This window comes from Xanthobacter autotrophicus, from assembly GCF_029991245.1.
GTDB classification, from domain to species: domain Bacteria; phylum Pseudomonadota; class Alphaproteobacteria; order Rhizobiales; family Xanthobacteraceae; genus Xanthobacter; species Xanthobacter autotrophicus_C.
Window position 1 is genome coordinate 1 of the sequence record NZ_JAIVFO010000066.1, and the last position, 24,053, is coordinate 24,053.

Sequence of the window (24,053 nt, forward strand, 5' to 3'; positions counted from 1 at the left end):
CGTGGGCTCGGAGTTGTGTATAAGAGACAGGATCCGCCCGGCTATACCGCCCGCCCGCCGGTGGTGCTGCCGGGCCTGCGCTCGGACGATCCCTCCTCGCTGAATGCTGCCGCGCTGCAGGTGCCCACGGGCAGCGTGCTGGTGGTGCGCGGCGCGGGCATCGACGCCGCGTCCCTCAAGCTGGAAGGCGGGGTCTCCGAGGTGAAGACCGAGGGCGACGCCCCCGCGCCGGCCACCGGCGAGCGCCGCTATGTCATCAAGGAAGACGCGGACGTCACCTTCCTCGGTCCCGACCAGCGCCGCCTCATGTGGCATTTCAAGGCGCTGCCGGACCAAAAGCCCGCCATCGCCTTCGCCAAGGACCCGCAGACCGGGCCGCGCAATGCCCTGGTGCTGGCCTACCGCATGGAGGACGATTACGGGGTGAAGGAGGCCGAGGCCGTGTTCGCCCCGCTGCCGCCCGAGCCGCCCCTGTTCCCGCGGCCCGGCGCGACGCCGCCCAGGCTGGCGCAGCCGCTGGTGCCGCCGCCGGACCTCAAGCTGTCCCTGCCCGCCGGCGGCAAGAGCGGCGCGGCGCAGACCTCCAAGGACCTCGTCGCCCATCCCTGGGCCGGCGCCCGCGTGAGCGTGACCCTCAAGGCCCGCGACGAAGCCGGCAATGAGGGCGTGAGCGAGACCCGCACCGTGCGCCTGCCGGCGCGCAGCTTCTCCAAGCCCCTGGCCCGCGCCCTCATCGACGAGCGGCGGCGCCTCGCCTTCGATCCCGCCAACCGGCGGCGGCTGGTGGCGGTGCTCAAGGCCCTCACCACGGCTCCCGAGCAGTTCACGCCGGCGGCGGGCGAATATCTCGGCCTCGCCACGGCGCTCGTCCGCGCCCGGACCGCCCGCAACGACGACGATTTGCGCGCGCTGGTGGATTATCTGTGGGAGGTGGCGGTCCTGATCGAGGACGGCACCTTGTCGGAGGCCGAGCGCGAGCTGAAGGCCGCGCAGGAGGCGCTGCGCGAGGCGCTGGAGCGCGGGGCCAGCGAGGAGGAAATCAAGCGCCTCACCCAGGACCTGCGCGCCGCCATGGACAAGATGATGCGCCAGCTGGCCGAGCAGGCGCAGCGCGACGGCAACACCGATGCCCGCCCCCTCGACCCCTCAACCCGCATCGTGCGCCCGCAGGACCTCCAGCGCATGCTGGACCGCATCGAAAATCTCGCCCGCTCGGGCAATCGGGATGCCGCCAAGGCGCTGCTGGACGAGCTGCAGGCCATGATGGAAAACATGAAGCCCGGCGGCCGCCAGCAGGCCGGGCGCCAGAACGAGCAGCAGAACGAACTGGGCAAGATGATCCAGGAGCAGCAGCGCCTGCGCGACCGCACCTGGCGCCAGAACCGGCAGGGCCAGCAGAACGGGCAGCAGGGGCAGCAAGGGCAACAGGGACAGCGCGGCCAGCAGGGGCAGCAGGGCGAGCAAGGCCAGCAGGGCGAGAACGGCTTCGGCGATCTCCAGCAGAACCAGCAGGAGCTGCGCCGCCGCCTCGGCCGCATGCTGGACGAGATGCGCCGCATGCAGCAGGGCCAGCAAGGACAACAGGGTGGCCCCGGCCAGCAGCAGGGCCAGAACGGCGAGGGCAACGAGGCCATGGACCGCGCCGGCGATGCCCTGGGCCGGGCCGGCGACGCCATGCGCGAGGCCGAGGAAGCGCTGGGCCGTGGCGAAGGCCAGGGCGCGCTCGACGCCGAGGGCCGGGCGCTCCAGGCCCTGCGCCAGGGCGCCCAGGCCATGGCCGAGGGCCAGCGTGGCAACCAGGATGGCCCGGGTCCCGGCGGCCCCGGCGAGGAAGCCGCCCAGCGCACCGACCCCATGGGCCGGCCCCTGCGCAGCCAGGATTATGGCGACGACTTCTCGGTGAAAGTGCCGGACGAGGTCGACGCCCAGCGCGCCCGCCGCGTGCTGGAGGAACTGCGCCGGCGCCTGGAGGAGCCGACGCGGCCGCAGCTCGAACTCGATTATCTCGATCGCCTGCTGCGCGGGCTGAACTGATATCGACGGCGCCGGACCTCGATCGGCGCCGAGAGGAAGGGTTTCGCTCCGGATGCGGGTGTTCCGCAGGTGCGGCCCTCAAGGCCGGTTCCGGCAACCCGCCGGAACACCCCCGTCTCAGCCCCCCGCCGCTTCCACCTTCAGCGTGGCGCCATCGGCGGCAACCACCTTCACCTCTGCGCCGGCGGCGAGGTCCGGACCTTCGATGCGCCAGACCGTATCGTCGATGCGCACCAGCCCGATCCCATCCACGATGGGCTCATCCAGCGTGAACACACGCCCGACGAAGCCTTCCGGCCGCCGGTTCAGGAACGGCCGGTCGGAGGCGCGGCCGGGCGCCGGGCTGATCCTGCGGCCCACCAGCACCGCGATCACCGCCAGCGCCGCGAAGGCCAGCACTTCGCTCTGCCAGCTCAGGCCCACCACGTAAGACAATGCGCCGGTGACCAGCGCCGCGAGTCCCAGCCAAAGCAGGAAGGCGCCCGGCGCGGCGATCTCCGCCACCAGCAGCACCCCGCCCAGGATGAACCAGGTCCATGGTCCAACGACCGACCCGGGATCGGAGAGCATGGCGCGCCCTCAGCCGTGGACCGGGGGCGGCACGGTGGCGGGCCCGGTGGGCCGCCGGTTGCCGGAAATCGGCGGGCGGGGACCCGACGGCCCCTCGCCGCCGAACGCCGCGCGCGCAATCTCGCCGATGCCGGTGAGCGAGCCGAGGAGCGCGGTGCCTTCATAGGGCACCAGCACCACCTTCTGGTTGGGCGCGGTGCCCATGGCCTCGAACGCCTTCACGTATTTCTCGGCGATGTAATAGTTCAGCGCCGCCGGGTCGCCGCTCTCCACCGCGGCGGAGAGCATCTGGGTGGCCTTGGCGTCGGCCTCCGCCAGCCGCTCGCGCGCCTCGGCATCGCGGAAGGCGGCCTCGCGCCGGCCTTCGGCCTGGAGGATCTGGCCCTGCTTCTGGCCTTCCGCCTTCAGGATCTCGGACTGGCGCTGGCCCTCGGCCTCCAGGATGATGGCGCGCTTCTCGCGCTCCGCCTTCATCTGCCGGCCCATGGCGTTGACCAGATCCGCCGGCGGCACGATGTCCTTGATCTCCACCCGGGTGATCTTGATGCCCCACGGCGAGGCGGCGGCATCCACCACCCGCAGCAGGCGCACGTTGATCTCGTCGCGGTGGGACAAGAGCTGGTCGAGGTCCATGGAGCCCATGACGGTGCGGATGTTGGTCATGGTCAGGGCCAGGATGGCGGTGTCGAGCCGGGCCACCTCGTAGGAGGCGCGGGCCGCGTCGAACACCTGGTAGAAGGCGACCCCGTCCACCGCGACGGTGGCGTTGTCCTTGGTGATGACCTCCTGGGTCGGCACCGGGAGCACCTGCTCCATCACGTTCACCTTGTTGCCGATGCGGTCGATGAACGGGACGATGAGGTTGAGGCCGGGCTGGAGCGTCTTGGTGTACCGGCGGAAGCGCTCCACCGTGTACTGGTAGCCCTGCGGCACCGTCTTCACCCCGGAGAAGACCACCGCCACCGCGAGCACGAGCAGGACGAGCACAAACAGGTTCGGACCGGTCAGCAGCATGAAGCGCCCCTTCGTTCGGCCCTCGCGGCCGGGCGCATATGGGCATGGGGCACCTTGCGCGGCAAGGGAAGCGGGAACGAGGGGGCATCCACTCAAAACGATGGACCATTAAACTCCATAGGCAATATAATATAAAAATGCGATGTACAAAATAATGGCTCTCATTCCCCATTTGTAATAATGGTATATTCTTTTAAGTTTATACTGATCGTTGTCTGTGTACTTTTTCGGGAGGTCAAAAATATAACTAATAAAGACATAATGTAGTCTAAATTCGAAGTATGATGCAGTAAATAGCTTTTCTCCAATTATTAATTCTGGAATTCTTATAAAAGAGCTTTTGCTTCGAAAAAAATAGCGCACGTACAACATTTCGAAATTTCGATAAAATGTCTTTGCCCCTCTTAAGGATCTCATTTCCAATATATAGTTCATAGACACTATGTATATAAGGCAGACCATGGAATGGCTGGTCACATATAGATATCTTTCTGAAAGATATCCAATGTTTACCGCTGATGCGATATATTCCAGATGGTTCAAAACATAAGAGACAGACCTTCTCGTCTCATCATCCATATCTTTGCGAGACGGAAGAGGAGATCTTTCATTAATATATTTTGATAATTTACTAAGCTCTTCTTTTAACTTTGTGCCAGAAGTTATTTCACCAAGTTCATATGTATTTTTATTCATTTCGACATTTTTTGAAATCAAATTACTAATATGCCATCCAACAATTATAAATATTGATGTCAATAAAATTGCGTACCCTTCACCAATTTCAGTAATATTATCTAGGCCAAAAAAAAGTCCGATCTTGTTGAATAAGGTCGATTCCATAAAAAATGTCCCCCCGATCAAGATCGGGGGGACATTTATCACCGTTTAATCATCCCACCAAGGAGCATCAAATGTCATAGGGTCCCTCCTCATTGATCGAGAATCAGTTTGCGCTGATTTGAGGCGATTGTATGTTAGAACAAAAGAGGAACATAAATAAAATTATGTGGACAAAATTGCTCAGTCCCGAACCACGGCGAAGCGCAGCAGGAGCGTGCGCTGGATCATGCTGAAATTGTCGTCGGAAACCATGGTCAGCAGGGTTTCGCCGGCGGCGCTGCGGGTCACCGCGAGCCCTTCCATATTGTCGATCTCATAGCCCATGTCGAAGGTGCCGAGCACCTCGCCTTCCAGCCGGGCGCCCGGCTTCACGTCCGCCAGGGCGAAGCGGCGGATCTGCAGGAGCACCCCGGTGAGGGGCGAATAGTGGCGCTCCAGCAGGAACAGGTCGCCGTCGGGACCGAGCGCGAGGTCCGTGGCATCGAACGGACCGCTCTTTACCACGGTGAAGCTGCCGGGCTGTCGACCCCCAAGGATGAAGCCGGGCAGGTCCTCCGCCTGGGTCGCCCCTTCCTCGCCGATGGCGAGAAGCGCGCCCCGCAGCGGGCCGGAGGAAACAAAGACGAGGCTCTCCAGACCGGCATTGCGGCGCAGGTCGCGGATGGCGGGCGCGGGCACCTGCGTGCCCTTCTGGCCCAAGGGATCGGGCGGATAGCGCCAGACCTCGTTCACGGTCTCCATGGCCACATAGACGGCGTCGGGCGCGATTGTGACCGCCTCCACGTCGGGGCGGCCACGGGCGGCCTGCACCCGGCCCTGGGAATCGAGCAGGGCCACGGCCTGGACATCGGACAGGCCGGTGGGCCGGTCGCCGTCGGTGTCGAGGCGGCCGGAGAGGAACAGGCCGGCATCGGTGATGGCGAGGAAGCGGCCGTCCTCCGCCAATGAGAAGCCGGAGATGCCGCCGAAGCCGGAAAAGTCGGAGGTGAGCACCAGCCCGCCGCGGAAATCGAGGGCGCCGAACCGGTGTTTATCCTCGCCCGTGCGGAAGCCGGCGATGGGCCGGGCGGCGACCGTGATCGCCTCCGGCGTCGTCGGCAGCGCCAGCGGCTTGGCCAGGAGCCCGGAGGTGGCGACCACGGCGGCAAGGCCCAGCCCTGCCGCCGCGAAACCGAAGGCGAAGCGGGTCCCTCGCCTCAATGTAGCCGCCCGCGGGGCGCGGCCTTGGGTTCATCCTCGAACAGCTCGGCCAGCTTCTCGGTCATCACGCCGCCCAGTTCCTCGGCATCCACGATGGTGACGGCGCGGCGATAATAGCGCGTCACGTCATGGCCGATGCCGATGGCGATCAGCTCCACCGGCGAGCGGGTCTCGATCTCGGAGATGATGTGCCGCAGGTGGCGCTCCAGATAATTGCCGGCGTTCACGGAGAGGGTGCTGTCGTCCACCGGCGCGCCGTCGGAGATCATCATCAGGATGCGCCGGGATTCGGTGCGGGCCAAAAGGCGCTTGTGCGCCCAGTCCAGCGCCTCGCCGTCGATATTCTCCTTCAGCAGGCCCTCGCGCATCATCAGGCCGAGGTTGCGCCGCGCCCGCCGCCAGGGGGCGTCGGCCGCCTTGTAGATGATGTGGCGCAGGTCGTTCAGCCGGCCGGGACCCACCGGCTTGCCGGCGGCAAGCCACCCCTCGCGGGATTGCCCGCCCTTCCACGCCTTGGTGGTGAAGCCGAGCACCTCCACCTTCACGCCGCAGCGCTCCAGCGTGCGGGCGAGAATATCGGCGCAGGTGGCGGCCACCGTGATGGGCCGGCCGCGCATGGAGCCGGAATTGTCGATGAGCAGCGTCACCACCGTGTCGCGGAAGTCGGTGTCGCGCTCGCGCTTGAAGGACAGGGCGGCGGTGGGATCCATGATGACGCGGGCAAGCCGCGCCGGATCAAGCACACCTTCCTCCAGGTCGAACTCCCAGGCCCGGTTCTGCTGGGCCATCAGGCGCCGCTGCAAGCGGTTGGCGAGCCGCGCCACCACGCCCTGGAGATGGGCGAGCTGCTTGTCCAGATAGGACCGCAGCCGCGTCAGCTCCTCGGGGTCGCACAGGTCCTCCGCCGTGGTCTCCTCGTCGAACTTGGTGGTGAAGGCGTGATATTCCGGCCCGCGATTGTCGTGGGTCACGGGCGGGCGCGGCTGCCAGGGCTCGGCCGGCTCCTCGCTGTCGCCCATCTCGGTGCCGTCCGGCGCCTCGGCGGGCGGGGCGGCATCGCTCTCGGCGGCACTGTCGGGCATGTCCTCTTCGGACAATTCGGCCTCGACCTCGGTGGCGCCCTGCTGGCTGTCGTCCTCCTTGGCGTCGCCGCTCTCGCCGCCCTCCTCCTGCGAACCGCCCTCGGCGTCGGAATCGTCGGGCTCCTGCTCGGTGTCGAGGCCGCTTTCCTCGCCCATGTCGAGGGAGGCGAGGAGGTCGCGGGCGATCTCGCCGAAGCGCTTCTGGTTCTCGATGCTGTCGGACAGGCGGGCGAGGTCGCCGGAGGCGCGGTCCTCGATATAGGAGCGCCAGAGATCGACGATCTTGCGCGCATCCGGGGGCGGCGGCTCGCCGGTGAGGCGCTCGCGCACCAGGAGGGCGATGGCGTCCTCGATGGGCGCTTCCGAGCGCTCGGTGATGTCGGCGAAGCTGCCGCGATGGTAGCGATCCTGCAGCATGGCCGCGAGGTTGCGCTTCACGCCCGGCATGCGGATGCCGCCGATGGCCTCGACCCGGGCCTGCTCCACCGCCTCGAACACGGCGCGGGCGGTCTCGCCCTGGGGCAGCATCTTGCGATGGACCTTGGGGTCGTGACACGCCCGGCGCAGGGCGAGGCTGTCCGCATGGCCGCGCACGATGGCGGCGTCCTGCAGGGTGAAGCGGCGGGGCGGCTCGGGCAGGCGCACACGGTCGGGCGCCAGCGCCGGCCGCTCCGAGGCGAAGGTCACCTCGAACTCGGCGACGCCGGCAATGGCCTTGAAGCAGCCCGCCACCGCCCGCTTGAAGGGCTCGGCGGGGGCTTCCTTCGGCGCCTTTCCGGGGGTGCGGTTGGTCGGGGCCATCAATGCGCCTCGTATGCTGCGTCTCGTATCAGGATGGAGGGAGCCGGGACTGGACCCGGCTCAGGACAAGGCGACGTTCACGGTGCTCTCGGTCAGCTCCTGGCCGAAGCAGCGCTGGAAGAACTCGGCCACCAGCGGCCGCTCCAGCTCGTCGCACTTGTTGAGGAAGGTGACCCGCAGCGCGAAGGCGATGTCGCGGAAGATGTCGGTATTTTCCGCCCAGGTGATCACCGTGCGCGGGCTCATGACGGTGGAGAGGTCGCCGTTCATGAACGCCTGACGGGTCAGGTCGGCCAGGCGCACCATGCGGTTCACCGTGTCGCGCCCCTCGGTGTTCTGGAAGTGCTTCGCCTTGGCGAGCACGATGTCCACTTCCTTGTCGTGGGCCAGATAATTCAGCGCGGTGACGATGGACCAGCGGTCCATCTGCGCCTGGTTGATCTGCTGGGTGCCGTGATAGAGGCCGGTGGTGTCGCCGAGGCCGATGGTGTTGGCGGTGGCGAACAGCCGGAAGGCGGGATGGGGGCGGATCACCCGGCTCTGGTCGAGCAGGGTGAGGCGGCCGGAGGATTCCAGCACGCGCTGGATCACGAACATCACGTCCGGGCGGCCGGCGTCATATTCGTCGAATACCAGGGCGACGTTGTTCTGGTACGCCCACGGCAGGATGCCGTCGCGGAATTCGGTGACCTGCAGGCCATCCTTCACCACGATCGCATCCTTGCCGATAAGGTCGATGCGCGAGATGTGGCTGTCGAGGTTGATGCGCACGCACGGCCAGTTCAGCCGCGCCGCCACCTGCTCGATATGGGTCGACTTGCCGGTACCGTGGTAGCCAGTCACCATCACCCGGCGGTTGCGGGCAAAGCCGGCGAGGATGGCGAGGGTGGTGGGCCGATCGAACAGATAGTCGGGATCCAGCTCCGGCACGTGAGAGTCCGCCTCGGAGAAGGCCGGTACATCCATGTCGATGTCGATGCCGAACGTCTGGCGAACCGACACCTTCATGTCCGGGGTCGGGGCAATGGTCTCCGTGACGCTCATAACTCCTCCGTCGACGCGCGCGGCGCGCCTCTTCCCTGTGTTCGTTCCGGTGCGGGGCCGTTGAGGTCCGCAGCCGCGTGAAGCCGGCCATCCTTCGGATCGGTCAGCAGAAACCTGCCTGCTTGAGGCTGTTATAGGCCTGGATGACGCTGCGCAGCCGGTCCTCGGACGAGCGGTCGCCGCCATTGGCGTCCGGGTGGTGCAGCTTCACCAGCGCCTTGTAGCGGGCCTTGATCTCCGCCGGCTCGGCGGACATCTCCAGCCCCATCAGCTCCAGCGCCCGGCGTTCCGTGGTGCGCACGATGCGCCCGTCGGGCTCCGGCCGGTCGGCGCGAAAGGCGCCGCCCATCTCGGCGGTAAAGCCGAAGGGGTCGCGCATGCCGTCCGGATCGGGGGCCGTATGGGACGCCGCGCCGGGCTGGCCGTCGCCCTTCGCGCCCATCTTCCAGGTGGGGCGGTGGCCAGTCAGCGCATCCTTCTGGTAGGCGTAGACGGCGTCGTCGGTCATGCCGGCGAAGTAATTGTAGGACTGGTTATATTCGCGCACGTGGTCGATGCAGTAGTGCCAGTACTGGCCCTCCTGATGCCGGCCCTTGGGCGCCTTGTGGCTTCCCTCCGCCGCACAGCCGGGCCATTGGCAGCCCTGAAGGAACCGGCGGGTGCGCCGGTCCTCCGCGGGCTTCACCCGGATTCGGTCGAAGAGAGGGGAATTCAATTTCATGGCGAAGCGATTATGAGCGCCGTACCGCGGCGCGGCAAGAAACGAGGTGGAGAACGAGGCGGGTGGACCCCACCGAACGGGCGCTGACAGGGGCATCGTCGCGGGCGTCGGCTGAGCCTTGGCGCCCTGCCCGCGCGCGGATTAGGCGGGCTGCGACAATCCTCATATAATGCGCCCTCCGGCGGAGCGCCATCTTGGGTGCCGCGCCTTTGGTCCGTTCCATTTCAGCCATTGGATTTTCCATGTCGCAGACCTCCCTTTCCGCCATCCGCCAGACCCTCGAACAGGGCCTTACCCCGGTGTTTCTCGAGCTTGAGGACGAGAGCCACAAGCATGCCGGCCATGCCGGCGTGAGCCACCAGCTCAAGGGTGCCGAACACCGCGAGGATGGCGGAGTGACGCACCTGCGCGTCCGCGTCGTCGCCCCCGACTTCACCGGCAAGAGCCGCATCGAGCGCCACCGCATGGTCAACGGCCTGCTCCAGGGCGAGATCGCCAAGGGCCTGCACGCCATCTCCATCGATGCCAAGGCCCCGGGGGAATGAGTGCGGGCACCGCATCGGGGGACCGATCCTGAATGACTGAGGCACAGGCCCACACGGAAGAGGGCGCGCTGGTGCTCTTTTCCGGCGGGCAGGATTCGGCCACCTGCCTCGCCTATGCGCTGGAGCGCTTCGGGCGGGTGGAGACCCTCGGCTTCCATTACGGCCAGCGCCACGCGGTGGAGCTGGAGCGCCGCCCTGTGCTGCGAACGGCCTTCGCCGCCCTGAAGCCGCAGTGGGCCGCACGGCTCGGCGCGGACCATGTGCTGGACATGCCGGTGCTGGGCCAGATCTCCGAAACCGCCCTCACCCGCGACGTGGCGGTGGAGATGGCGGAAAGCGGGCTGCCCAACACCTTCGTGCCCGGCCGCAACCTCGTGTTCCTCACCTTCGCCGCGGCGCTGGCCTACCGGCGGGGCCTCAAGCACATCATCGGCGGCATGTGCGAGACCGATTTTTCCGGCTATCCCGACTGCCGGGACGACACAATCAAGGCCATGCAGGTGGCCCTGAACCTCGGCATGGAGAAGCGTTTCGTCCTCCACACCCCGCTCATGTGGATTGACAAGGCCGAGACCTGGGGCCTTGCCGAACGGCTCGGGGGCCCGGCCCTCGTGGACCTGATCGTGGAAGACACCCACACCTGCTACCTGGGCGAGCGCGGCAAGCGCCACGCCTGGGGCTACGGCTGCGGCGAATGCCCCGCCTGCAAGTTGCGCAGCGATGGCTTTGCACGCTACCGCGCCGGCCAAGGCGTGGAAAGACGCGCAGCCGCCACCAAATAACCGCCACTTTGCGCTAGATTCGCAATAAGTCGCTCAACGATTCGAGATCAATCATGGCCGCACCCGTGCCTGCCGCGTCCCCCGACGATTACGGCGCCCAGTCCATCCAGGTCCTCAAGGGCCTCGATGCCGTGCGCAAGCGACCCGGCATGTATATCGGCGACACCGACGACGGCTCCGGCCTCCACCACATGGTGTACGAGGTGGTGGACAACGCCATCGACGAGGCGCTGGCCGGCTGGGCCAAGGAAGTCACGGTCACCCTCAACGCCGATGGCTCGGTGACGGTGACCGACGACGGCCGCGGCATCCCCACCGATATCCACAAGGAAGAGGGCGTCTCGGCGGCCGAGGTCATCATGACCCAGCTGCACGCGGGCGGTAAGTTCAACCAGAACTCGTACAAGGTCTCCGGCGGCCTGCACGGGGTGGGCGTCTCGGTGGTGAACGCCCTGTCCACCACCCTCGACCTCACCGTCTGGCGCGATGGCAAGGAGCACTTCATGCGCTTCCGCCATGGCGACGCGGAAGCCCCGCTGAAGGTGGTGGGCGACGCCCCCGCCGACAAGCGCGGCACCCGGGTGACCTTCACCCCCAGCCCCGAGACCTTCACCAGGATCGAGTTCGACTACGCCACCCTGGAGCACCGTCTGCGCGAGCTGGCGTTCCTGAATTCCGGCGTGCTCATCATCCTCACCGACGCGCGCACCGCCGACGTGAAGCGCGAGGAGCTGCATTACGAAGGCGGCGTCGAGGCCTTCGTGAAATATCTCGACCGCTCCAAGTCCGCCCTGCTGCAGAAGCCGGTGGTGATCCGCGCCGAGAAGGACGGCATGACCGTGGAAGCCGCGCTGTCGTGGAACGACGGCTACCACGAAAATATCCTGTGCTTCACCAACAACATTCCCCAGCGCGATCGCGGCACCCACTTCACCGGCTTTGCCGCGGCCCTGACCCGGCAGGTGATCGGCTATGCCAATTCCTCCGGCATCGCCAAGAAGGAGAAGGTGGACCCCACCGGCGAGGATTGCCGCGAGGGCCTCACTGCCGTGCTCTCCGTGAAGGTGCCGGACCCCAAGTTCTCCTCCCAGACCAAGGACAAGCTGGTGTCCTCCGAGGTCCGCCCGGTGGTGGAATCCCTGGTGAGCGAGGCGCTGTCGGTCTGGTTCGAGGAGAACCCGGCGGAAGCCAAGAACGTGATCGGCAAGGTGGTGGAAGCCGCCGCCGCCCGCGAGGCCGCCCGCAAGGCCCGCGACCTCACCCGGCGCAAGAGCCCGCTGGATGTGGCCTCCCTGCCGGGCAAGCTTGCCGACTGTCAGGAGCGCGACCCGGCCAAGTCCGAGATCTTCATCGTCGAGGGTGACTCGGCCGGCGGCTCCGCCAAGCAGGGCCGCGACCGCGCCTTCCAGGCGGTGCTGCCCCTGCGCGGCAAGATCCTGAACGTGGAGCGCGCGCGCTTCGACAAGATGCTGTCGTCCGAGCAGATCGGCACCCTGATCACCGCCCTCGGCACCGGCATCGGGCGCGACGACGGCCATTCGGGCGGCTTCGACCTCGCCAAGCTGCGCTACCACAAGATCATCATCATGACCGACGCCGACGTGGACGGCGCCCATATCCGCACCCTGCTGCTCACCTTCTTCTTCCGGCAGATGCCGGAGCTTGTGGACGCAGGCCACCTCTTCATCGCCCAGCCGCCGCTCTACAAGGTGACGCGCGGCAAGTCCGAGACCTACCTCAAGGACGAGAAGGCGCTGGAGGACTATCTCATCACCGCCGGGCTCGACGAGGCTTCCCTGCACCTGGCCTCCGGCGAGGTGCGTACCGGCTCGGACCTCGCCCATGTGGTGGAAGTGTCGCGCCTGATGCGCGCGGCGCTCGGCGCCATGCACCCGCGCTACAACCGTGCGGTGGCGGAACAGGCCGCGTTGGCCGGCGCGTTCGGCGCCGGGGCCTTGCAGGACGAGGCCGCCGGCATCGCCGCCGCCGCCGAGGTGGCGGTGCGGCTCGACGCCCTGGCGGACGAGACCGAACGGGGCTGGACCGGCCTGTTCGACGAAACCGGCTACACCTTCTCCCGTACCGTGCGCGGCGTGGCCGAGGTGGCGCGCATCGACCACGCCTTCGTCGCCTCCCCCGAGGCGCGGCGGCTGGACAATCTGGCGCGGGACCTCGAGGGCGTGTTCGCCGCCGCGTCCGTGCTGAAGCGCAAGAATGACGAGCAGGTGCTGTTCGGCGCCGTGGACCTGTTCGACGCGGTCACCGACACCGGCCGCAAGGGCCTCTCGCTCCAGCGCTACAAAGGCCTGGGCGAGATGAACCCGGAACAGCTCTGGGAAACCACGCTGGACCGCAACGCCCGCTCGCTGCTCCAGGTGCGGGTGAAGGAAGTGGACGCCGCCGACGACCTCTTCAACCGCCTCATGGGCGACACGGTGGAGCCCCGGCGCGAGTTCATCCAGGAAAACGCCCTGCGCGCCAGCGTGGATGTCTGATCCCATCGGCCTCGGTCGTTGACCGAGGCCAAGTGGGTGGACAAGTGGGTACGCTCAGGCGCCGCGCGGGCTTGATCCGCGCGGGCGCGTCAGTGGCGCGAGAACAGGTCGCGCACCTTGCACAGGGTGGTGGTGACGTCGAAGCGCTGGTCGGGCAGCGCCTCGCCGGCGAGGATCTTCGCCAGCGCGGTGGCCGGATCGCTCTCTCCGGTCAGTAGAACATCCGTCCCCCGCTTCTTCATGTGGCGCAGGAAGCCGTCGCCCGCGCTGCCCGCCACCACCAGGGCCACCCCGTCGAGGGGATGCGGGCCATCGTCGGTGAAATGGTGGAGGACTTCTTCCTTGCCGAGTTCCACCCGCGCCGGCACCGGCAGGGGATCGCCGGCGGCAACGCCCTCCAGATCATAAATGAACCAGCGCCGCGCCTTGCCCGCATGGCCGGCCACAGAGGCCCAGTCCCCGGTGGGAATCGCAATCTTCATGGCTGTCACCGCCTCGCGTGAAGCGATCCGGTTACCATGGGGAGCAAAGCCGCGACATTCCGGAGGAATGCGGAAGAGGTCCCCCCTCAAGCCGCCTGCTGCTGCTCCAGAAGATGGGCAAGACCCTCGTCCCAGGGCGGCACCTGGCCGTAGAGCGCGGCGAGGTGGTCGATGAACACCCGCACCTTCTGCGGCAGGAAACGGCGCGAGGGATAGACCGCGAACAGCCCCACCCGGTGCGAGGCCCGCCAGCGCGGCAGCACCACCTTCAGCGCGCCGGAGCGCAGTTCCGGCCCCACATCCCACGTGGAGCGTAGCGCGATGCCCACCGAGGCCAGCACCGCCTCGCGCACCACCTCGTTGGAATTGGTGCGCAATTGGGAATGCACCCGCAGCGTCACCGGCCCGTCCGGCCCCTCCAGCCGCCACGGGTCCTGCCCGTGGGTGGCGAGCAGCACGTGGCCCGACAGTTCGGAAATGTGCCGCGGCTCCCCCACCCGCGCCAGATAGTCCGGCGTCGCGCACAGCACCCGGTGAACCGAGGCAAGGCGCCGGGCGACCAGGCTCGAATCATCGAGATCGGCGATGCGCACCGCCACGTCAAAGCCCTCGCCCACGATGTCCACGAAGGAATCCGACAGCTCAAGATCGATGGTGAGGTCCGGATTGGCGTCGAGCAGCGGGCGCAGATGGGGCGCGATATGCAGCCGCCCGAACGAGGTGGGCGCCGAGACCCGCAGCAGCCCCCGTGCCTCGGACGACTTGCGGGCGAGCTGGCTCTCCGCCTCCTCGATGGAGGCAAGGATGGCCACCACCCGCTCGTAGAAGCCCTGCCCGGCCTCGGTGAGGGTCACCTTGCGGGTGGTGCGCTGGAACAGCCGCGCGCCGAGGCGCTCCTCCAGCCGCTGCACCCTCTTGGACACCACCGGCGGCGACAGGCCCATCTCCCGCCCGGCCGCCGACAGGCTGCCCGCGGTGACGATGCGCGCGAAGATTTCAAGATCGCCCAGATTGCCGATCATGTGCCGGCCCGCCTCCGTCCGCCTGAGGGACCGATTGTTTTGGATCGCGACGACGACTTTATCCGCCACGGAAACAATCCGCGACGTTTTTTCCCAGTGAACCGATTATAGTTCCCTCTAAAGAGAACGGGCTCAAAGAGGGACCGCCACATGACGGGAACAGCTCCGGGCCTCAGGATGCCGGACGCAGACGCGCGGGTGCTCGCCCGCCGCAGTGACATCATCGCCGATCTCAAGGCCATCGTCCCCGGCGAGGGCGTCATCGCCCATGAGCGGGAGATGCGCCCTTACGAATCGGACGCCCTCACCGCCTACAGGCAGCTGCCCCTCGTGGTGGTGCTGCCTTCCACCACCGCGCAGGTGGCGGCGGTACTGAAATACTGCCACGACAACGAGATTCGCGTGGTGCCCCGTGGTGCCGGCACCTCGCTCTCCGGCGGCGCCCTGCCGCTGGAGGATGCGGTGCTGCTCGGGCTGGGCAAGTTCAACCGCATCATCGAGATCGACACCCCCAACCGCTGCGCCGTGGTGCAGCCGGGGGTGACCAACCTCGGCATCTCCAAGGCGGTGGACCATCTCGGCTTCTATTACGCGCCCGACCCCTCCTCGCAGATCGCCTGCACCATCGGAGGCAATGTGGCGGAGAATTCCGGCGGCGTGCACTGCCTGAAATACGGCCTCACCACCAACAATGTGCTCGGCGCCGAGCTGGTGCTCATCACTGGCGAAATCGTGCGCCTGGGCGGCAAGCATCTCGACGCCGGCGGGCTCGACCTGCTGTCCGTGGTCATCGGCTCGGAGGGGCTGCTGGGCGTGGTGACGGAAGTCACCGTGCGCCTGCTGAAGAAGCCGGACACCGCCCGGGCCGTGCTGGTGGGTTTCCCAACCTCGGAAGACGCCGGCGAATGCGTGGCGAAGATCATCGCCGCCGGCATCATCCCGGCCGGCATCGAGATGATGGACAAGGACGCCATCGCCGCCGCCGAGGCCTTCGTGAACGTGGGCTATCCCCTCGACGTGGAAGCCCTGCTCATCGTCGAGCTGGATGGGCCGGAGGCGGAGTGCGCGCATCTGCTGGAAGAGGTGACGCGCATCGCTCAAGGATGCAACTCGACCACCCTGCGCGTCTCCACCAGCGAGGCCGAGCGACTCGGCTTCTGGGCCGGGCGCAAGGCCGCCTTCCCGGCGGTGGGGCGCCTGTCGCCCGACTATCTGTGCATGGACGGCACCATCCCGCGCCGGCAACTGCCCTTCGTGCTGGCCCGCATGCGCGAGCTGGGGGCGAAATACGGCCTGCGCTGCGCCAACGTGTTCCATGCCGGCGACGGCAATCTGCACCCGCTCATTCTCTATGACGCGAACGCGCCCGGCGAGCTGCACGCGGCCGAGAGTTTCGGCGCCGACATCCTGCGCCTGTGCGTGGAGGTGGGCGGCGTGCTCACCGGCGAGCACGGGGTGGGGGTGGAGAAGCGCGACCTCATGGACACCATGTTCAACGAGGTGGACCTCGCCCAGCAGCAGCGCATGAAATGCGCGTTCGACGACAAGAGCCTGCTCAATCCCGGCAAGGTGTTCCCCACCCTCCACCGCTGCGCCGAGTTCGGCCGCATGCATGTGAGCGGCGGCGCCCTGCCCTTCCCGGACCTGCCGCGCTTCTAGAGCATGTTCGACAAACACCGGTTCGCCGAACATGCTCTAGACCTTTGTTTCATCGCAATTCCGGACGCAAAGCCGCTTCGCACTTTTGCTGGAATTGCTCTGGACGCACACCAACAGCCTAAGGCTATCCGATGAGCGACATCATCGCAGCGCGCGACGAGGGCGAGGTCGCGGACGCGGTCCGCACCGCGCTTTCCGCCGGCAAGACGCTTGAGATCCGCGGGCACGGCTCCAAGCGCGCCGTGGGCCGCCCGAGCCAGACCGACCTCACCCTCGACCTGTCCGCCCTCACCGGCGTCACCCTCTACGAGCCGGAGGAGCTGGTGCTCTCCGCCCGTGCCGCCACCCCACGCGCGGACATCGAGAACATGCTGGCGGCCAGCGGGCAGATGCTCGCCTTCGAGCCCATGGACCCCGCCCCCCTCCTCGGCAGCTCGGCCGAGTCGGGCAAGACTTCCGGCACCCTCGGGGGCCTGTTCGCGGTCAATCTTTCGGGTCCGCGCCGCATCAGCCATGGCGCGGTGCGCGACCATGCCCTGGGCATCAAGGCGGTGTCTGGGCGCGGCGAGCCGTTCAAGTCTGGCGGCCGGGTGGTGAAGAACGTCACCGGCTACGACCTGCCGCGCCTCATGGCCGGTGCCTTCGGCACGCTGTGCGTCGCCACCGAGATCACCCTGAAAGTGCTGCCCCGCCCGCCCATGGAAGAGACGCTGGTGGCCAGGGTCGCCTCCCCCGAGGCGGCGGCCGCGGCGCTGTCGGCCGCCATGGGCTCGTCCTGCGAGGTGTCCGGCGCCGCCTTCCTGCCCGAGGGCGTGGCCGGTCGCCTGCCGGGCCTTGGCGGATCGCCCGCCGTGGTGGCGCTGCGCCTTGAGGGCGTCGCGCCCTCGGTGACCGCGCGGCGGACCATGCTGCGCGCCGTGCTCGCCCCCTTCGGCGCGGCGGATGTTCTGGAGACCGACGCCTCCCGCGCCCTGTGGCTGGCGGTGCGCGATGTGGCCCCGTTCTGCGGCCTCGGCGAGCGGGCGGTGTGGCGCCTCTCCACCGCGCCCATGGCCGGGCCGGCTTTGGCCACGCGCCTTGCGGCCGATCTGGGCGGCGAGGCCTATTGCGACTGGGCCGGCGGCCTCATCTGGCTGTGCCTGCCCGGCGAGAGCGCCCATGGGGATGAGGTGCGCGCGGGGCTTGCCCCCCACGGCGGCCACGCGACCCTGATCCGCGCCACCGCCGCCGAGCGCGCCCGCACGGCGGTGTTCCAGCCCCTCGACGGGGCGCTGGCGGCCCTGACCAAAAGGGTCAAGGAAAGCTTCGACCCCGGCCTGGTGCTGAACCCCGGCCGCATCCATGCGGGGATGTGAGATGGCGCCCCATCCCCGTCCTTCCCGTTCCCTGCCTCCCTTTCACGGCTGAGCGCTGATGCAGACCCATTTCTCCCTCGCCCAGCTCGCCGACCCGCATGTGGCGGAGGCGGAAAAGATCCTGCGCACCTGCGTGCATTGCGGCTTCTGCACCGCCACCTGCCCCACCTATGTGCTGCTCGGCGACGAACTGGATTCCCCGCGCGGGCGCATCTATCTCATCAAGGACATGCTGGAAAACGACCGGCCGGCCACAGAGCAGGAGGTCAAGCATATCGACCGCTGCCTCTCCTGCCTGTCCTGCATGACCACCTGCCCCTCGGGCGTGAACTACATGCACCTGGTAGACCAGGCCCGGGTCCATATCGAGAAGACCTATGTGCGGCCGCCCGGCGACCGGCTGATGCGGGCCATGCTCGCCAAGGTGCTGCCCTATCCGGACCGCTTCCGCCTCGCCCTCATGGGGGCCATGGTGGGCAAGCCGTTCGCGCCCCTGCTGGCGAAGATCCCCGGCCTGAAGCCGCTCGCCGCCATGCTGCGGCTGTCGCCCGGCATGCCCAATGGCCGCGCCCCTCACGAGGCGCCGGGCACCTTCCCGGCCCAGGGCGAACGGCGGGCGCGGGTGGCGCTGCTGCGCGGCTGCGCCCAGCCGGTGCTGCGCCCGGAGATCGACGACGCCGCCATTCGCCTGCTCACCCGCCTTGGGGTGGAGGTGGTGCGGGTGGAGGGCGAGGGCTGCTGCGGCGCCCTGGTCCACCACATGGGGCGGGAGGAGGAGGCCCATGGCTTCGCCCGGAACAATGTGGACGCCTGGACCCGCGAGATGGACGGGCCGGGCCTCGACGCCATCCTCGTCACCACCTCGGGCTGCGGCACGCCCATCAAGGATTACGGCCACATGCTGCGCCTCGATCCCGCCTACAAGGACAAGGCGGCGCGGGTCTCGGCCATCACCCGCGACATCAGCGAGTTCCTCTACGGCCTCGGCCTGCCGAAGGCCGCGGCGCCGCTGGGCCGGCGGGTGGCCTATCATTCGGCCTGCTCGCTCCAGCACGGGCAGAAGGTGAAGGGCCCGCCGGTGGAGCTGCTGCGCGCCGTGGGCTTCGAGGTGGCCGAGCCGTTCGACCCCCACCTGTGCTGCGGCTCGGCGGGCACCTACAACATGCTCCAGAGCGAGATCGCCGATCAGCTCAAGGCGAAGAAGGTGGGAACGCTGGAGGCGCTATCGCCCGACATCATCGCCGCCGGCAACATCGGCTGCATGGCGCAGATCGGCTCCGGCACGGGTGTGCCGGTGGCCCACACGGTGGAACTGCTCGACTGGGCCATGGGCGGCCCGGCGCCCGCGGGGGTTTCCGGAACCGCCAAGGCCGCGTGAAGTTCACAGCGTGCGGCTCACTGCGTGAGGTCTGCCGCGAAAGCCGACACCTTTGCCCCAGGGGCAAAGGTGTTAGCCGACAGCGGTCTTAGCCTTTGGTCGCACGCGCCGTTTCGCCGACCTTCGCGTTGCATTAGATCAGCCTCATTCAGATCAATTGCAACGCACCATGACCCCGCGCCCGGCAGCGTCACGGGGTTTCCCATTGATCCCCGGACTGGCCGAACCCAAGATGCCCAAGCCCTTCGACCTCAGCCTCTATCTCGTCACCGACCCGCGCCTTGTCGCGGCGCGCGGACCGGGAACGAGCGGGCTGCTGGCGACGGTGGAAGCCGCCGTGAGGGGCGGCGCCACCCTGGTCCAGCTGCGCGACCCCGACGCCCACGGCCGGGTGCTGGTGGAGCAGGCCCGCGCGCTCAAGGTGCTGCTTGCCCCGCTCGGCATCCCGCTCATCGTCAATGACCGGGTGGACGTGGCGGTGGCGGCGGATGCGGACGGCGTCCATCTGGGCCAGGACGACATGACCCCCGCCGACGCCCGCGCCGTGCTCGGGCCTCGGCGCATCCTCGGCCTGTCGGTGGGCAACCCTTCGGAATATGCCGCCTCGGATCTGGCCGGCGTCGATTATCTCGGCGTCGGCCCGGTGAAGGCCACCGGCACCAAGGCCGATGCGGGCGGCGCCATCGGCGCGGCCGGTGTCGCCGCCATAAGGGCGCTGACGCGCCTGCCCATCGTCGGCATCGGCGGCCTTGGAACCGCGGACGTCGCCGACGTCATCCGCGCCGGAGCGGACGGGGTGGCGGTGGTCTCCGCCATCTGCGCCGCAAGCGATCCCGAGCAGGCCGCCCGCGCGTTGAAGGCGGCCGTCACAACGGCCCGCTGATGCTTTTTCGACTTCGGCCGATGCGCTTCAGGTGCCCGGCCGCCGTAGCTGCGTAACCCACCGGTACGAGCCACCCGTACAACTGGAGACCCGACATCATGTCGTCCCCTGCCCTCAAGACTGCGCCTTCCGGCATCGAGATCATCGGCGAACTCGGCCCGCGCTTCGACGAGATCCTGACCCCCGAAGCCCTCGACTTCGTCGCCGGGCTGCACCGCACCTTCAACCCCACCCGCACCGCCCTGCTGGCGCGCCGCGCCGAACGGCAGGTGAAGTTCGACGCCGGCGACCTGCCCGACTTCCTGGCCGAGACCGCGCACATTCGCGCCGCCGACTGGACCATCGCGGACCTGCCCGCGGACCTCCTCGACCGGCGCGTGGAGATCACCGGCCCGGTGGACCGCAAGATGATCGTCAACGCGCTGAATTCCGGCGCCAAGGTGTTCATGGCCGACTTCGAGGACGCCTCCTCGCCGGTCTGGGCCAACATGATCGAAGGCCAGATCAACCTGAAGGACCGCTGGGCCGGCGCCATCGACTTCACCGACGCCACCTCCGGCAAGGCCTACAAGCTGGGGCCGAACCCGGCGGTGCTCATCATCCGCCCGCGCGGCTGGCACCTGCCCGAAGCCCATGTGCTGGTGGACGGCGAGGAAATCTCCGGCGCCCTGTTCGATTTCGGCCTCTACGTCTTCCACAACGCCAAGGCGGCGCTGGCCCAGGGCTCCGGCCCCTATTTCTACCTGCCGAAGACCGAGAGCCACCTGGAAGCCCGGCTGTGGAACGACGTGTTCACCGCCGCCGAGCAGAAGCTCGGCCTTGCCGTCGGCACCATCAAGGCGACGCTGCTCATCGAGACGCTGCCGGCCGTGTTCGAGATGGACGAGATCCTGTTCGAGCTGAAGGAGCACATGGCGGGCCTCAATCTCGGCCGCTGGGACTACATCTTCTCCTTCATCAAGCGGCTGGGGAAGAACGACCGCTTCCTCACCCCCGACCGCGCCCGCATGGTGATGAGCGAAGCCTTCCTGAAGGCCTATTGCGAGCTGCTGGTCGACACCTGCCACCGCCGCAACGCCTTTGCCATGGGCGGCATGGCGGCGCAGATTCCGGTGAAGGGCGATCCCGAGGCCAATGCCGCCGCCTTCGCCAAGGTGAAGGCCGACAAGGAGCGCGAGGCGGGCCTCGGCTGCGACGGCACCTGGGTGGCCCATCCCGATCTCGTGCCGGTGGCCCTGGAGGTGTTCAACCGCCTCATGCCCGGCGCCAACCAGCGCGACAAGAAGGGGCCGGACGTGACCGTCGTCCGCGACGACCTTCTGGAGATGCACAAGGGCACCCGCACCGAGAACGGCCTGCGCGAGAACATCCGCGTCGGCGTGCAGTACATCGAGGCGTGGCTGCGCGGACGCGGGGCGGTGCCGCTCTACAACCTCATGGAAGATGCCGCCACCGCCGAGATCAGCCGCGCGCAGGTTTGGCAGTGGATCCATCTCGGCGCCACGCTGGAGGACGGCCGCACCGTGACGCCGGAACTGTTCAACGCGCTGCTCGAAGACGAGATGTTGAACCTGCATTCGGTGCTGGGCGCGGAAGTCTATGATTCCGGCCGCTTCCCGGAGGCCATCAAGCTGTTCGCCGACATGTCGCTGGCGGACAATTTCGAGGAGTTCCTGACGCTGCCGGCCTATCGCCTGATCGCGTGAGGAGAGCGATCGTCCCCTCCCCCGCCTGCGGGGGAGGGGCGAAATTCACACCGGCCGGCGATCCTCGATGGTCTTGGCGTCGGCCGGTAGCGTACCCGGCGCCAGCAGGGCCACGCGGCCGCGCAGCTTGGTGGTGGCGCGCAGGTCCTCCAGCAGGGTGGCTTCGGAAAGTTCACCGACATCGGCGACTTCCACTTCAAGCAGCATGTCGTCCTGACCACCGATGCGGTCCACCACGAGGCGGGCCTTCGCCACCGCCGGATGCTTCTTCACCGCCGCGCTCACCTGCACCGGGTGCACGAACATGCCGCGGATCTTCGTCACCTGATCGGCCCGGCCCATCCAGCCCTTCAGGCGGATGTTGGTGCGCCCGCACGGGCTCAGGCCCGGCAGCACCGCCGAAAGATCGCCGGTGGCGAAGCGCACGAGGGGATAGTCGGGCTCGAACAAAGTGACGACCACCTCGCCCACCTCGCCGTCCGCCTCCACCGGATCACCGGTACCGGGGCGCAGGATCTCCACAAGGCAGCCCTCGTCCACGATCATGCCTTCCTCGGCCTCGCTTTCGTAAGCCACGAGGCCGAGGTCGGCCGTGCCGTAGCACTGGCGCGCGGCGATGCCGGCGGCCTTCAGCTCGGCGCGATGGGGCGGCAGGAAGGCTTCCCCCGTCACCAGCGCCTTCTTGAGCGATGAGATGTCGGTGCCGGTCTCCCGCGCCTTGTCCACCAGGATCTTCAGGAAGGACGGCGTGCCACCGTAGCCCTGCGGCCGGATGTCGGCGATGGCGCGCAATTGCAGGTCGGTCTGGCCGACCCCGGCCGGCACCACCGCGCAGCCCAGCGCATGGGCGCCGCTCTCGATCATCGAGCCGGCGGGGGTGAGGTGATAGGAAAAGCAATTGTGGACGATGTCCCCGGCGCGGAAGCCGGCGGCGAACAGGCCGCGCGCAAAGCGCCAGAAATCGGCGCCGTGGCCTTCCGCGTCATAGATCGGCCCCGGCGACATGAAGATGCGCGCCAGCTTGCCCGGCGCCGTCGCATTGAGCCCGCCGAAGGGGTAGCTCTTCGGCTGGATCTCCAGCAGGTCCGACTTGCGGGTCACCGGCAACTTGGCCAGCGCCGCGCGAGTGTTCACCGCCTGAGGATCCACGTCCTTGAAGAGGCTGGCGAAGTAGGGCGCCTTCGCCTTGGCGTGCGCCACCTGGGCGGCCAGCGCCGCCATCAGCGCCGTCTCGCGCGCGGCGGGATCGCGGGTCTCGCAGGCATCGTAATGGCGGTTTGGATCGGTCATGGTTGCTTTCTCAAGCCGGAACGGTCGGTCGTCTCGCGCCTAAATCGTCGGGTAGCGCGGCTCTCCCCTCTCCCGCAAGGGGAGAGGGAACCCACCGCATGCGCGCTCTAGAGCACGCGCCGATCAGCTTGCATCGCAAGCTGATCGGGCAACGCGTTCTCTTTCTTGAATTTAGAGGGCGATTCACCGATCAGATTGATTCAATCTGATCGGATCGCGCTCTAGAGCCACCGCTTCCGGCGCTTGAAGCTCTTCAGGTTCTTGAAGGACCTGCGCTCCTCCCCGCCGCCCTGGCCGAGATAGAATTCCTTCACGTCCTCATTGGAGCGCAGCATGTCCGCCGTGCCGTCGAGCACGATCTTGCCCTGCTCCATGATATAGCCGTAGTCCGCCACCGAGAGCGCCACCCGCGCATTCTGCTCCACCAGCAGGATGGTGACGCCCAGTTCCTCATTGAGCTTCTTGATGATGGAGAACACCTCCTTCACCAGCAGCGGCGACAGGCCCATGGAGGGCTCGTCCATGAGGATGAGCTTGGGGCGGGACATGATGGCGCGGCCGATGGCCAGCATCTGCTGCTCGCCGCCCGAGAGATAGCCGGCAAGCCCGGTGCGCTCCCGAAGGCGCGGGAAGAATTCGTAGACGCGCTCGATATCGCTCTTCACCTCGTTGTCGCGCCGGGTGAAGGCGCCGAGGCGCAAATTCTCAAGGCAGGTCATGTCGGAGATGATGCGCCGGCCTTCCATCACCTGGAAGATGCCGCGCCGCACGATCTTGTCCGGCTCGATGCCGTTGATCTTCTCGCCGAGGAAGGTGACGTCGCCGCGGGTGATCTCGCCGTCCTCGGTCCGCAGCAGGCCGGAGATGGCTTTCAGCGTGGTGGACTTGCCCGCCCCGTTGGAGCCCAGCAAAGCGACGATCTGGCCCTTGGGGACCTTCAGCGAAAGCCCGCGCAGCACCAGGATGACGTCGTTGTAGACCACCTCGATATTGTCCACCGCCAACAGCGGCGGCGCGGTCTCGGCCGAAAGATCGGCGGGTGGTTCGAACTTCAGTGCGGCCTCTGCCATGGCGGTCTCCGATTCCGGTGCATCCCCTCTCCCGCTTGCGGGGGAGGGGATGCACCGGAATCGGAGACCGCCATGGC

20 protein-coding genes are annotated in these 24,053 nt (G+C 67.6%); 9 read left to right on the plus strand and 11 right to left on the minus strand.

All coding sequences use genetic code 11. The features are described from left to right. Window positions 1-15: 15 nt before the first annotated feature. Window positions 16-2,034: a TIGR02302 family protein gene (locus K9U41_RS12650; protein WP_282641188.1), complete on the plus strand. Its 2,019-nt coding sequence runs from the start codon at window positions 16-18 to the stop codon at window positions 2,032-2,034. A 117-nt stretch (window positions 2,035-2,151) separates the two neighbouring features. Here the strand turns inward: K9U41_RS12650 and K9U41_RS12655 are convergent, their stop codons facing one another. The 7 genes from K9U41_RS12655 to K9U41_RS12680 all read right to left on the minus strand — a co-directional run bounded on the left by K9U41_RS12655 (window position 2,152) and on the right by K9U41_RS12680 (window position 9,273). After that, complete coding sequence (locus tag K9U41_RS12655; RefSeq protein WP_282641189.1) at window positions 2,152-2,604, minus strand: NfeD family protein; 453 nt, start codon at window positions 2,602-2,604, stop codon at window positions 2,152-2,154. 9 nt (window positions 2,605-2,613) lie between these two features. After that, on the minus strand, window positions 2,614-3,612 hold the full coding sequence (locus tag K9U41_RS12660) for an SPFH domain-containing protein (protein ID WP_282641207.1): 999 nt from the start codon (window positions 3,610-3,612) through the stop codon (window positions 2,614-2,616). A 114-nt stretch (window positions 3,613-3,726) separates the two neighbouring features. After that, window positions 3,727-4,461, minus strand: coding sequence for a DUF4760 domain-containing protein (locus tag K9U41_RS23950; protein WP_432715782.1), 735 nt, complete (start codon window positions 4,459-4,461; stop codon window positions 3,727-3,729). Between the two features lie 180 nt (window positions 4,462-4,641). Then, the gene (locus K9U41_RS12665; protein WP_282641190.1) at window positions 4,642-5,661 is read right to left on the minus strand and encodes an esterase-like activity of phytase family protein; all 1,020 of its coding nucleotides are present in this window, start codon (window positions 5,659-5,661) and stop codon (window positions 4,642-4,644) included. Continuing rightward, window positions 5,658-7,544 (minus strand): cobaltochelatase subunit CobT, encoded by a 1,887-nt coding sequence (cobT, locus tag K9U41_RS12670; protein WP_282641191.1) that lies wholly within the window; start codon window positions 7,542-7,544, stop codon window positions 5,658-5,660. Before cobT ends, K9U41_RS12665 begins: the two co-directional genes overlap by 4 nt. Before the next feature lie 60 nt (window positions 7,545-7,604). Then, window positions 7,605-8,588: a cobaltochelatase subunit CobS gene (cobS, locus tag K9U41_RS12675; protein WP_282641193.1), complete on the minus strand. Its 984-nt coding sequence runs from the start codon at window positions 8,586-8,588 to the stop codon at window positions 7,605-7,607. 103 nt (window positions 8,589-8,691) lie between these two features. Next, on the minus strand, window positions 8,692-9,273 hold the full coding sequence (locus K9U41_RS12680; protein WP_432715783.1) for a J domain-containing protein: 582 nt from the start codon (window positions 9,271-9,273) through the stop codon (window positions 8,692-8,694). Window positions 9,274-9,551: 278 nt separating this feature from the next. On the opposite strand from K9U41_RS12680, the gene K9U41_RS12685 reads away from it, so the two are divergent. The 3 genes from K9U41_RS12685 to gyrB are packed head-to-tail and all read left to right on the plus strand — an operon-like array spanning window position 9,552 to window position 13,131. Further along, window positions 9,552-9,854: a BolA family protein gene (locus K9U41_RS12685; RefSeq protein WP_282641195.1), complete on the plus strand. Its 303-nt coding sequence runs from the start codon at window positions 9,552-9,554 to the stop codon at window positions 9,852-9,854. 32 nt (window positions 9,855-9,886) lie between these two features. Beyond that, entirely contained in the window at window positions 9,887-10,636 is a 750-nt protein-coding gene (gene queC, locus K9U41_RS12690; protein WP_282641196.1) for a 7-cyano-7-deazaguanine synthase QueC, read from the plus strand. A 53-nt stretch (window positions 10,637-10,689) separates the two neighbouring features. Continuing rightward, the gene (gene gyrB, locus K9U41_RS12695) at window positions 10,690-13,131 is read left to right on the plus strand and encodes a DNA topoisomerase (ATP-hydrolyzing) subunit B (RefSeq protein WP_282641197.1); all 2,442 of its coding nucleotides are present in this window, start codon (window positions 10,690-10,692) and stop codon (window positions 13,129-13,131) included. Between the two features lie 89 nt (window positions 13,132-13,220). On the opposite strand, the gene K9U41_RS12700 is transcribed toward gyrB, so the two are convergent. Both K9U41_RS12700 and K9U41_RS12705 read right to left on the minus strand, forming a co-directional pair. Beyond that, window positions 13,221-13,613, minus strand: coding sequence for a NifB/NifX family molybdenum-iron cluster-binding protein (locus tag K9U41_RS12700; RefSeq protein WP_282641198.1), 393 nt, complete (start codon window positions 13,611-13,613; stop codon window positions 13,221-13,223). Between the two features lie 86 nt (window positions 13,614-13,699). After that, entirely contained in the window at window positions 13,700-14,635 is a 936-nt protein-coding gene (locus K9U41_RS12705; protein ID WP_282641199.1) for a LysR family transcriptional regulator, read from the minus strand. 150 nt (window positions 14,636-14,785) lie between these two features. On the opposite strand from K9U41_RS12705, the gene K9U41_RS12710 reads away from it, so the two are divergent. From K9U41_RS12710 to aceB, 5 genes are all read left to right on the plus strand, one after another. After that, window positions 14,786-16,294, plus strand: a complete 1,509-nt coding sequence (locus tag K9U41_RS12710; protein ID WP_282641200.1) for an FAD-linked oxidase C-terminal domain-containing protein — start codon at window positions 14,786-14,788, stop codon at window positions 16,292-16,294. A 131-nt stretch (window positions 16,295-16,425) separates the two neighbouring features. After that, on the plus strand, window positions 16,426-17,649 hold the full coding sequence (gene glcE / locus K9U41_RS12715; RefSeq protein ID WP_282641201.1) for a glycolate oxidase subunit GlcE: 1,224 nt from the start codon (window positions 16,426-16,428) through the stop codon (window positions 17,647-17,649). A gap of 58 nt (window positions 17,650-17,707) precedes the next feature. Then, window positions 17,708-19,027 carry a glycolate oxidase subunit GlcF gene (glcF, locus tag K9U41_RS12720; RefSeq protein ID WP_282641202.1) on the plus strand — a complete coding sequence of 440 codons (1,320 nt, stop codon included), beginning with the start codon at window positions 17,708-17,710 and terminating at the stop codon, window positions 19,025-19,027. Window positions 19,028-19,259: 232 nt separating this feature from the next. After that, complete coding sequence (gene thiE / locus K9U41_RS12725) at window positions 19,260-19,910, plus strand: thiamine phosphate synthase (RefSeq protein WP_282641203.1); 651 nt, start codon at window positions 19,260-19,262, stop codon at window positions 19,908-19,910. 98 nt (window positions 19,911-20,008) lie between these two features. Next, a complete protein-coding gene (aceB, locus tag K9U41_RS12730) occupies window positions 20,009-21,616 on the plus strand; it encodes a malate synthase A (RefSeq protein ID WP_282641204.1) in 1,608 nt (535 codons plus the stop codon). A 45-nt stretch (window positions 21,617-21,661) separates the two neighbouring features. Here aceB and K9U41_RS12735 read toward each other — a convergent pair whose 3' ends face one another. Together K9U41_RS12735 and K9U41_RS12740 are read right to left on the minus strand one after the other, a co-directional pair. Then, window positions 21,662-22,906, minus strand: a complete 1,245-nt coding sequence (locus K9U41_RS12735; RefSeq protein WP_282641205.1) for a phenylacetate--CoA ligase family protein — start codon at window positions 22,904-22,906, stop codon at window positions 21,662-21,664. A gap of 221 nt (window positions 22,907-23,127) precedes the next feature. Further along, a complete protein-coding gene (locus K9U41_RS12740) occupies window positions 23,128-23,976 on the minus strand; it encodes an ABC transporter ATP-binding protein (protein WP_282641206.1) in 849 nt (282 codons plus the stop codon). Between the last annotated feature and the right edge of the window lie 77 nt (window positions 23,977-24,053).

What these genes read in the sequence shown, in the direction of transcription:
- K9U41_RS12700 (WP_282641198.1), bottom strand. Translation starts at nt 13,613, where the DNA reads ATGAAGATTGCGATTCCCACCGGGGACTGGGCCTCTGTGGCCGGCCAT.
- K9U41_RS12655 (WP_282641189.1), bottom strand. Translation starts at nt 2,604, where the DNA reads ATGCTCTCCGATCCCGGGTCGGTCGTTGGACCATGGACCTGGTTCATC.
- K9U41_RS12705 (WP_282641199.1), bottom strand. Translation starts at nt 14,635, where the DNA reads ATGATCGGCAATCTGGGCGATCTTGAAATCTTCGCGCGCATCGTCACC.
- K9U41_RS12735 (WP_282641205.1), bottom strand. Translation starts at nt 22,906, where the DNA reads ATGACCGATCCAAACCGCCATTACGATGCCTGCGAGACCCGCGATCCC.
- K9U41_RS12740 (WP_282641206.1), bottom strand. Translation starts at nt 23,976, where the DNA reads ATGGCAGAGGCCGCACTGAAGTTCGAACCACCCGCCGATCTTTCGGCC.
- glcF (WP_282641202.1), top strand. Translation starts at nt 17,708, where the DNA reads ATGCAGACCCATTTCTCCCTCGCCCAGCTCGCCGACCCGCATGTGGCG.
- K9U41_RS12710 (WP_282641200.1), top strand. Translation starts at nt 14,786, where the DNA reads ATGACGGGAACAGCTCCGGGCCTCAGGATGCCGGACGCAGACGCGCGG.
- cobT (WP_282641191.1), bottom strand. Translation starts at nt 7,544, where the DNA reads ATGGCCCCGACCAACCGCACCCCCGGAAAGGCGCCGAAGGAAGCCCCC.
- aceB (WP_282641204.1), top strand. Translation starts at nt 20,009, where the DNA reads ATGTCGTCCCCTGCCCTCAAGACTGCGCCTTCCGGCATCGAGATCATC.
- glcE (WP_282641201.1), top strand. Translation starts at nt 16,426, where the DNA reads ATGAGCGACATCATCGCAGCGCGCGACGAGGGCGAGGTCGCGGACGCG.
- thiE (WP_282641203.1), top strand. Translation starts at nt 19,260, where the DNA reads ATGCCCAAGCCCTTCGACCTCAGCCTCTATCTCGTCACCGACCCGCGC.
- K9U41_RS23950 (WP_432715782.1), bottom strand. Translation starts at nt 4,461, where the DNA reads ATGGAATCGACCTTATTCAACAAGATCGGACTTTTTTTTGGCCTAGAT.
- cobS (WP_282641193.1), bottom strand. Translation starts at nt 8,588, where the DNA reads ATGAGCGTCACGGAGACCATTGCCCCGACCCCGGACATGAAGGTGTCG.
- gyrB (WP_282641197.1), top strand. Translation starts at nt 10,690, where the DNA reads ATGGCCGCACCCGTGCCTGCCGCGTCCCCCGACGATTACGGCGCCCAG.
- K9U41_RS12685 (WP_282641195.1), top strand. Translation starts at nt 9,552, where the DNA reads ATGTCGCAGACCTCCCTTTCCGCCATCCGCCAGACCCTCGAACAGGGC.
- queC (WP_282641196.1), top strand. Translation starts at nt 9,887, where the DNA reads ATGACTGAGGCACAGGCCCACACGGAAGAGGGCGCGCTGGTGCTCTTT.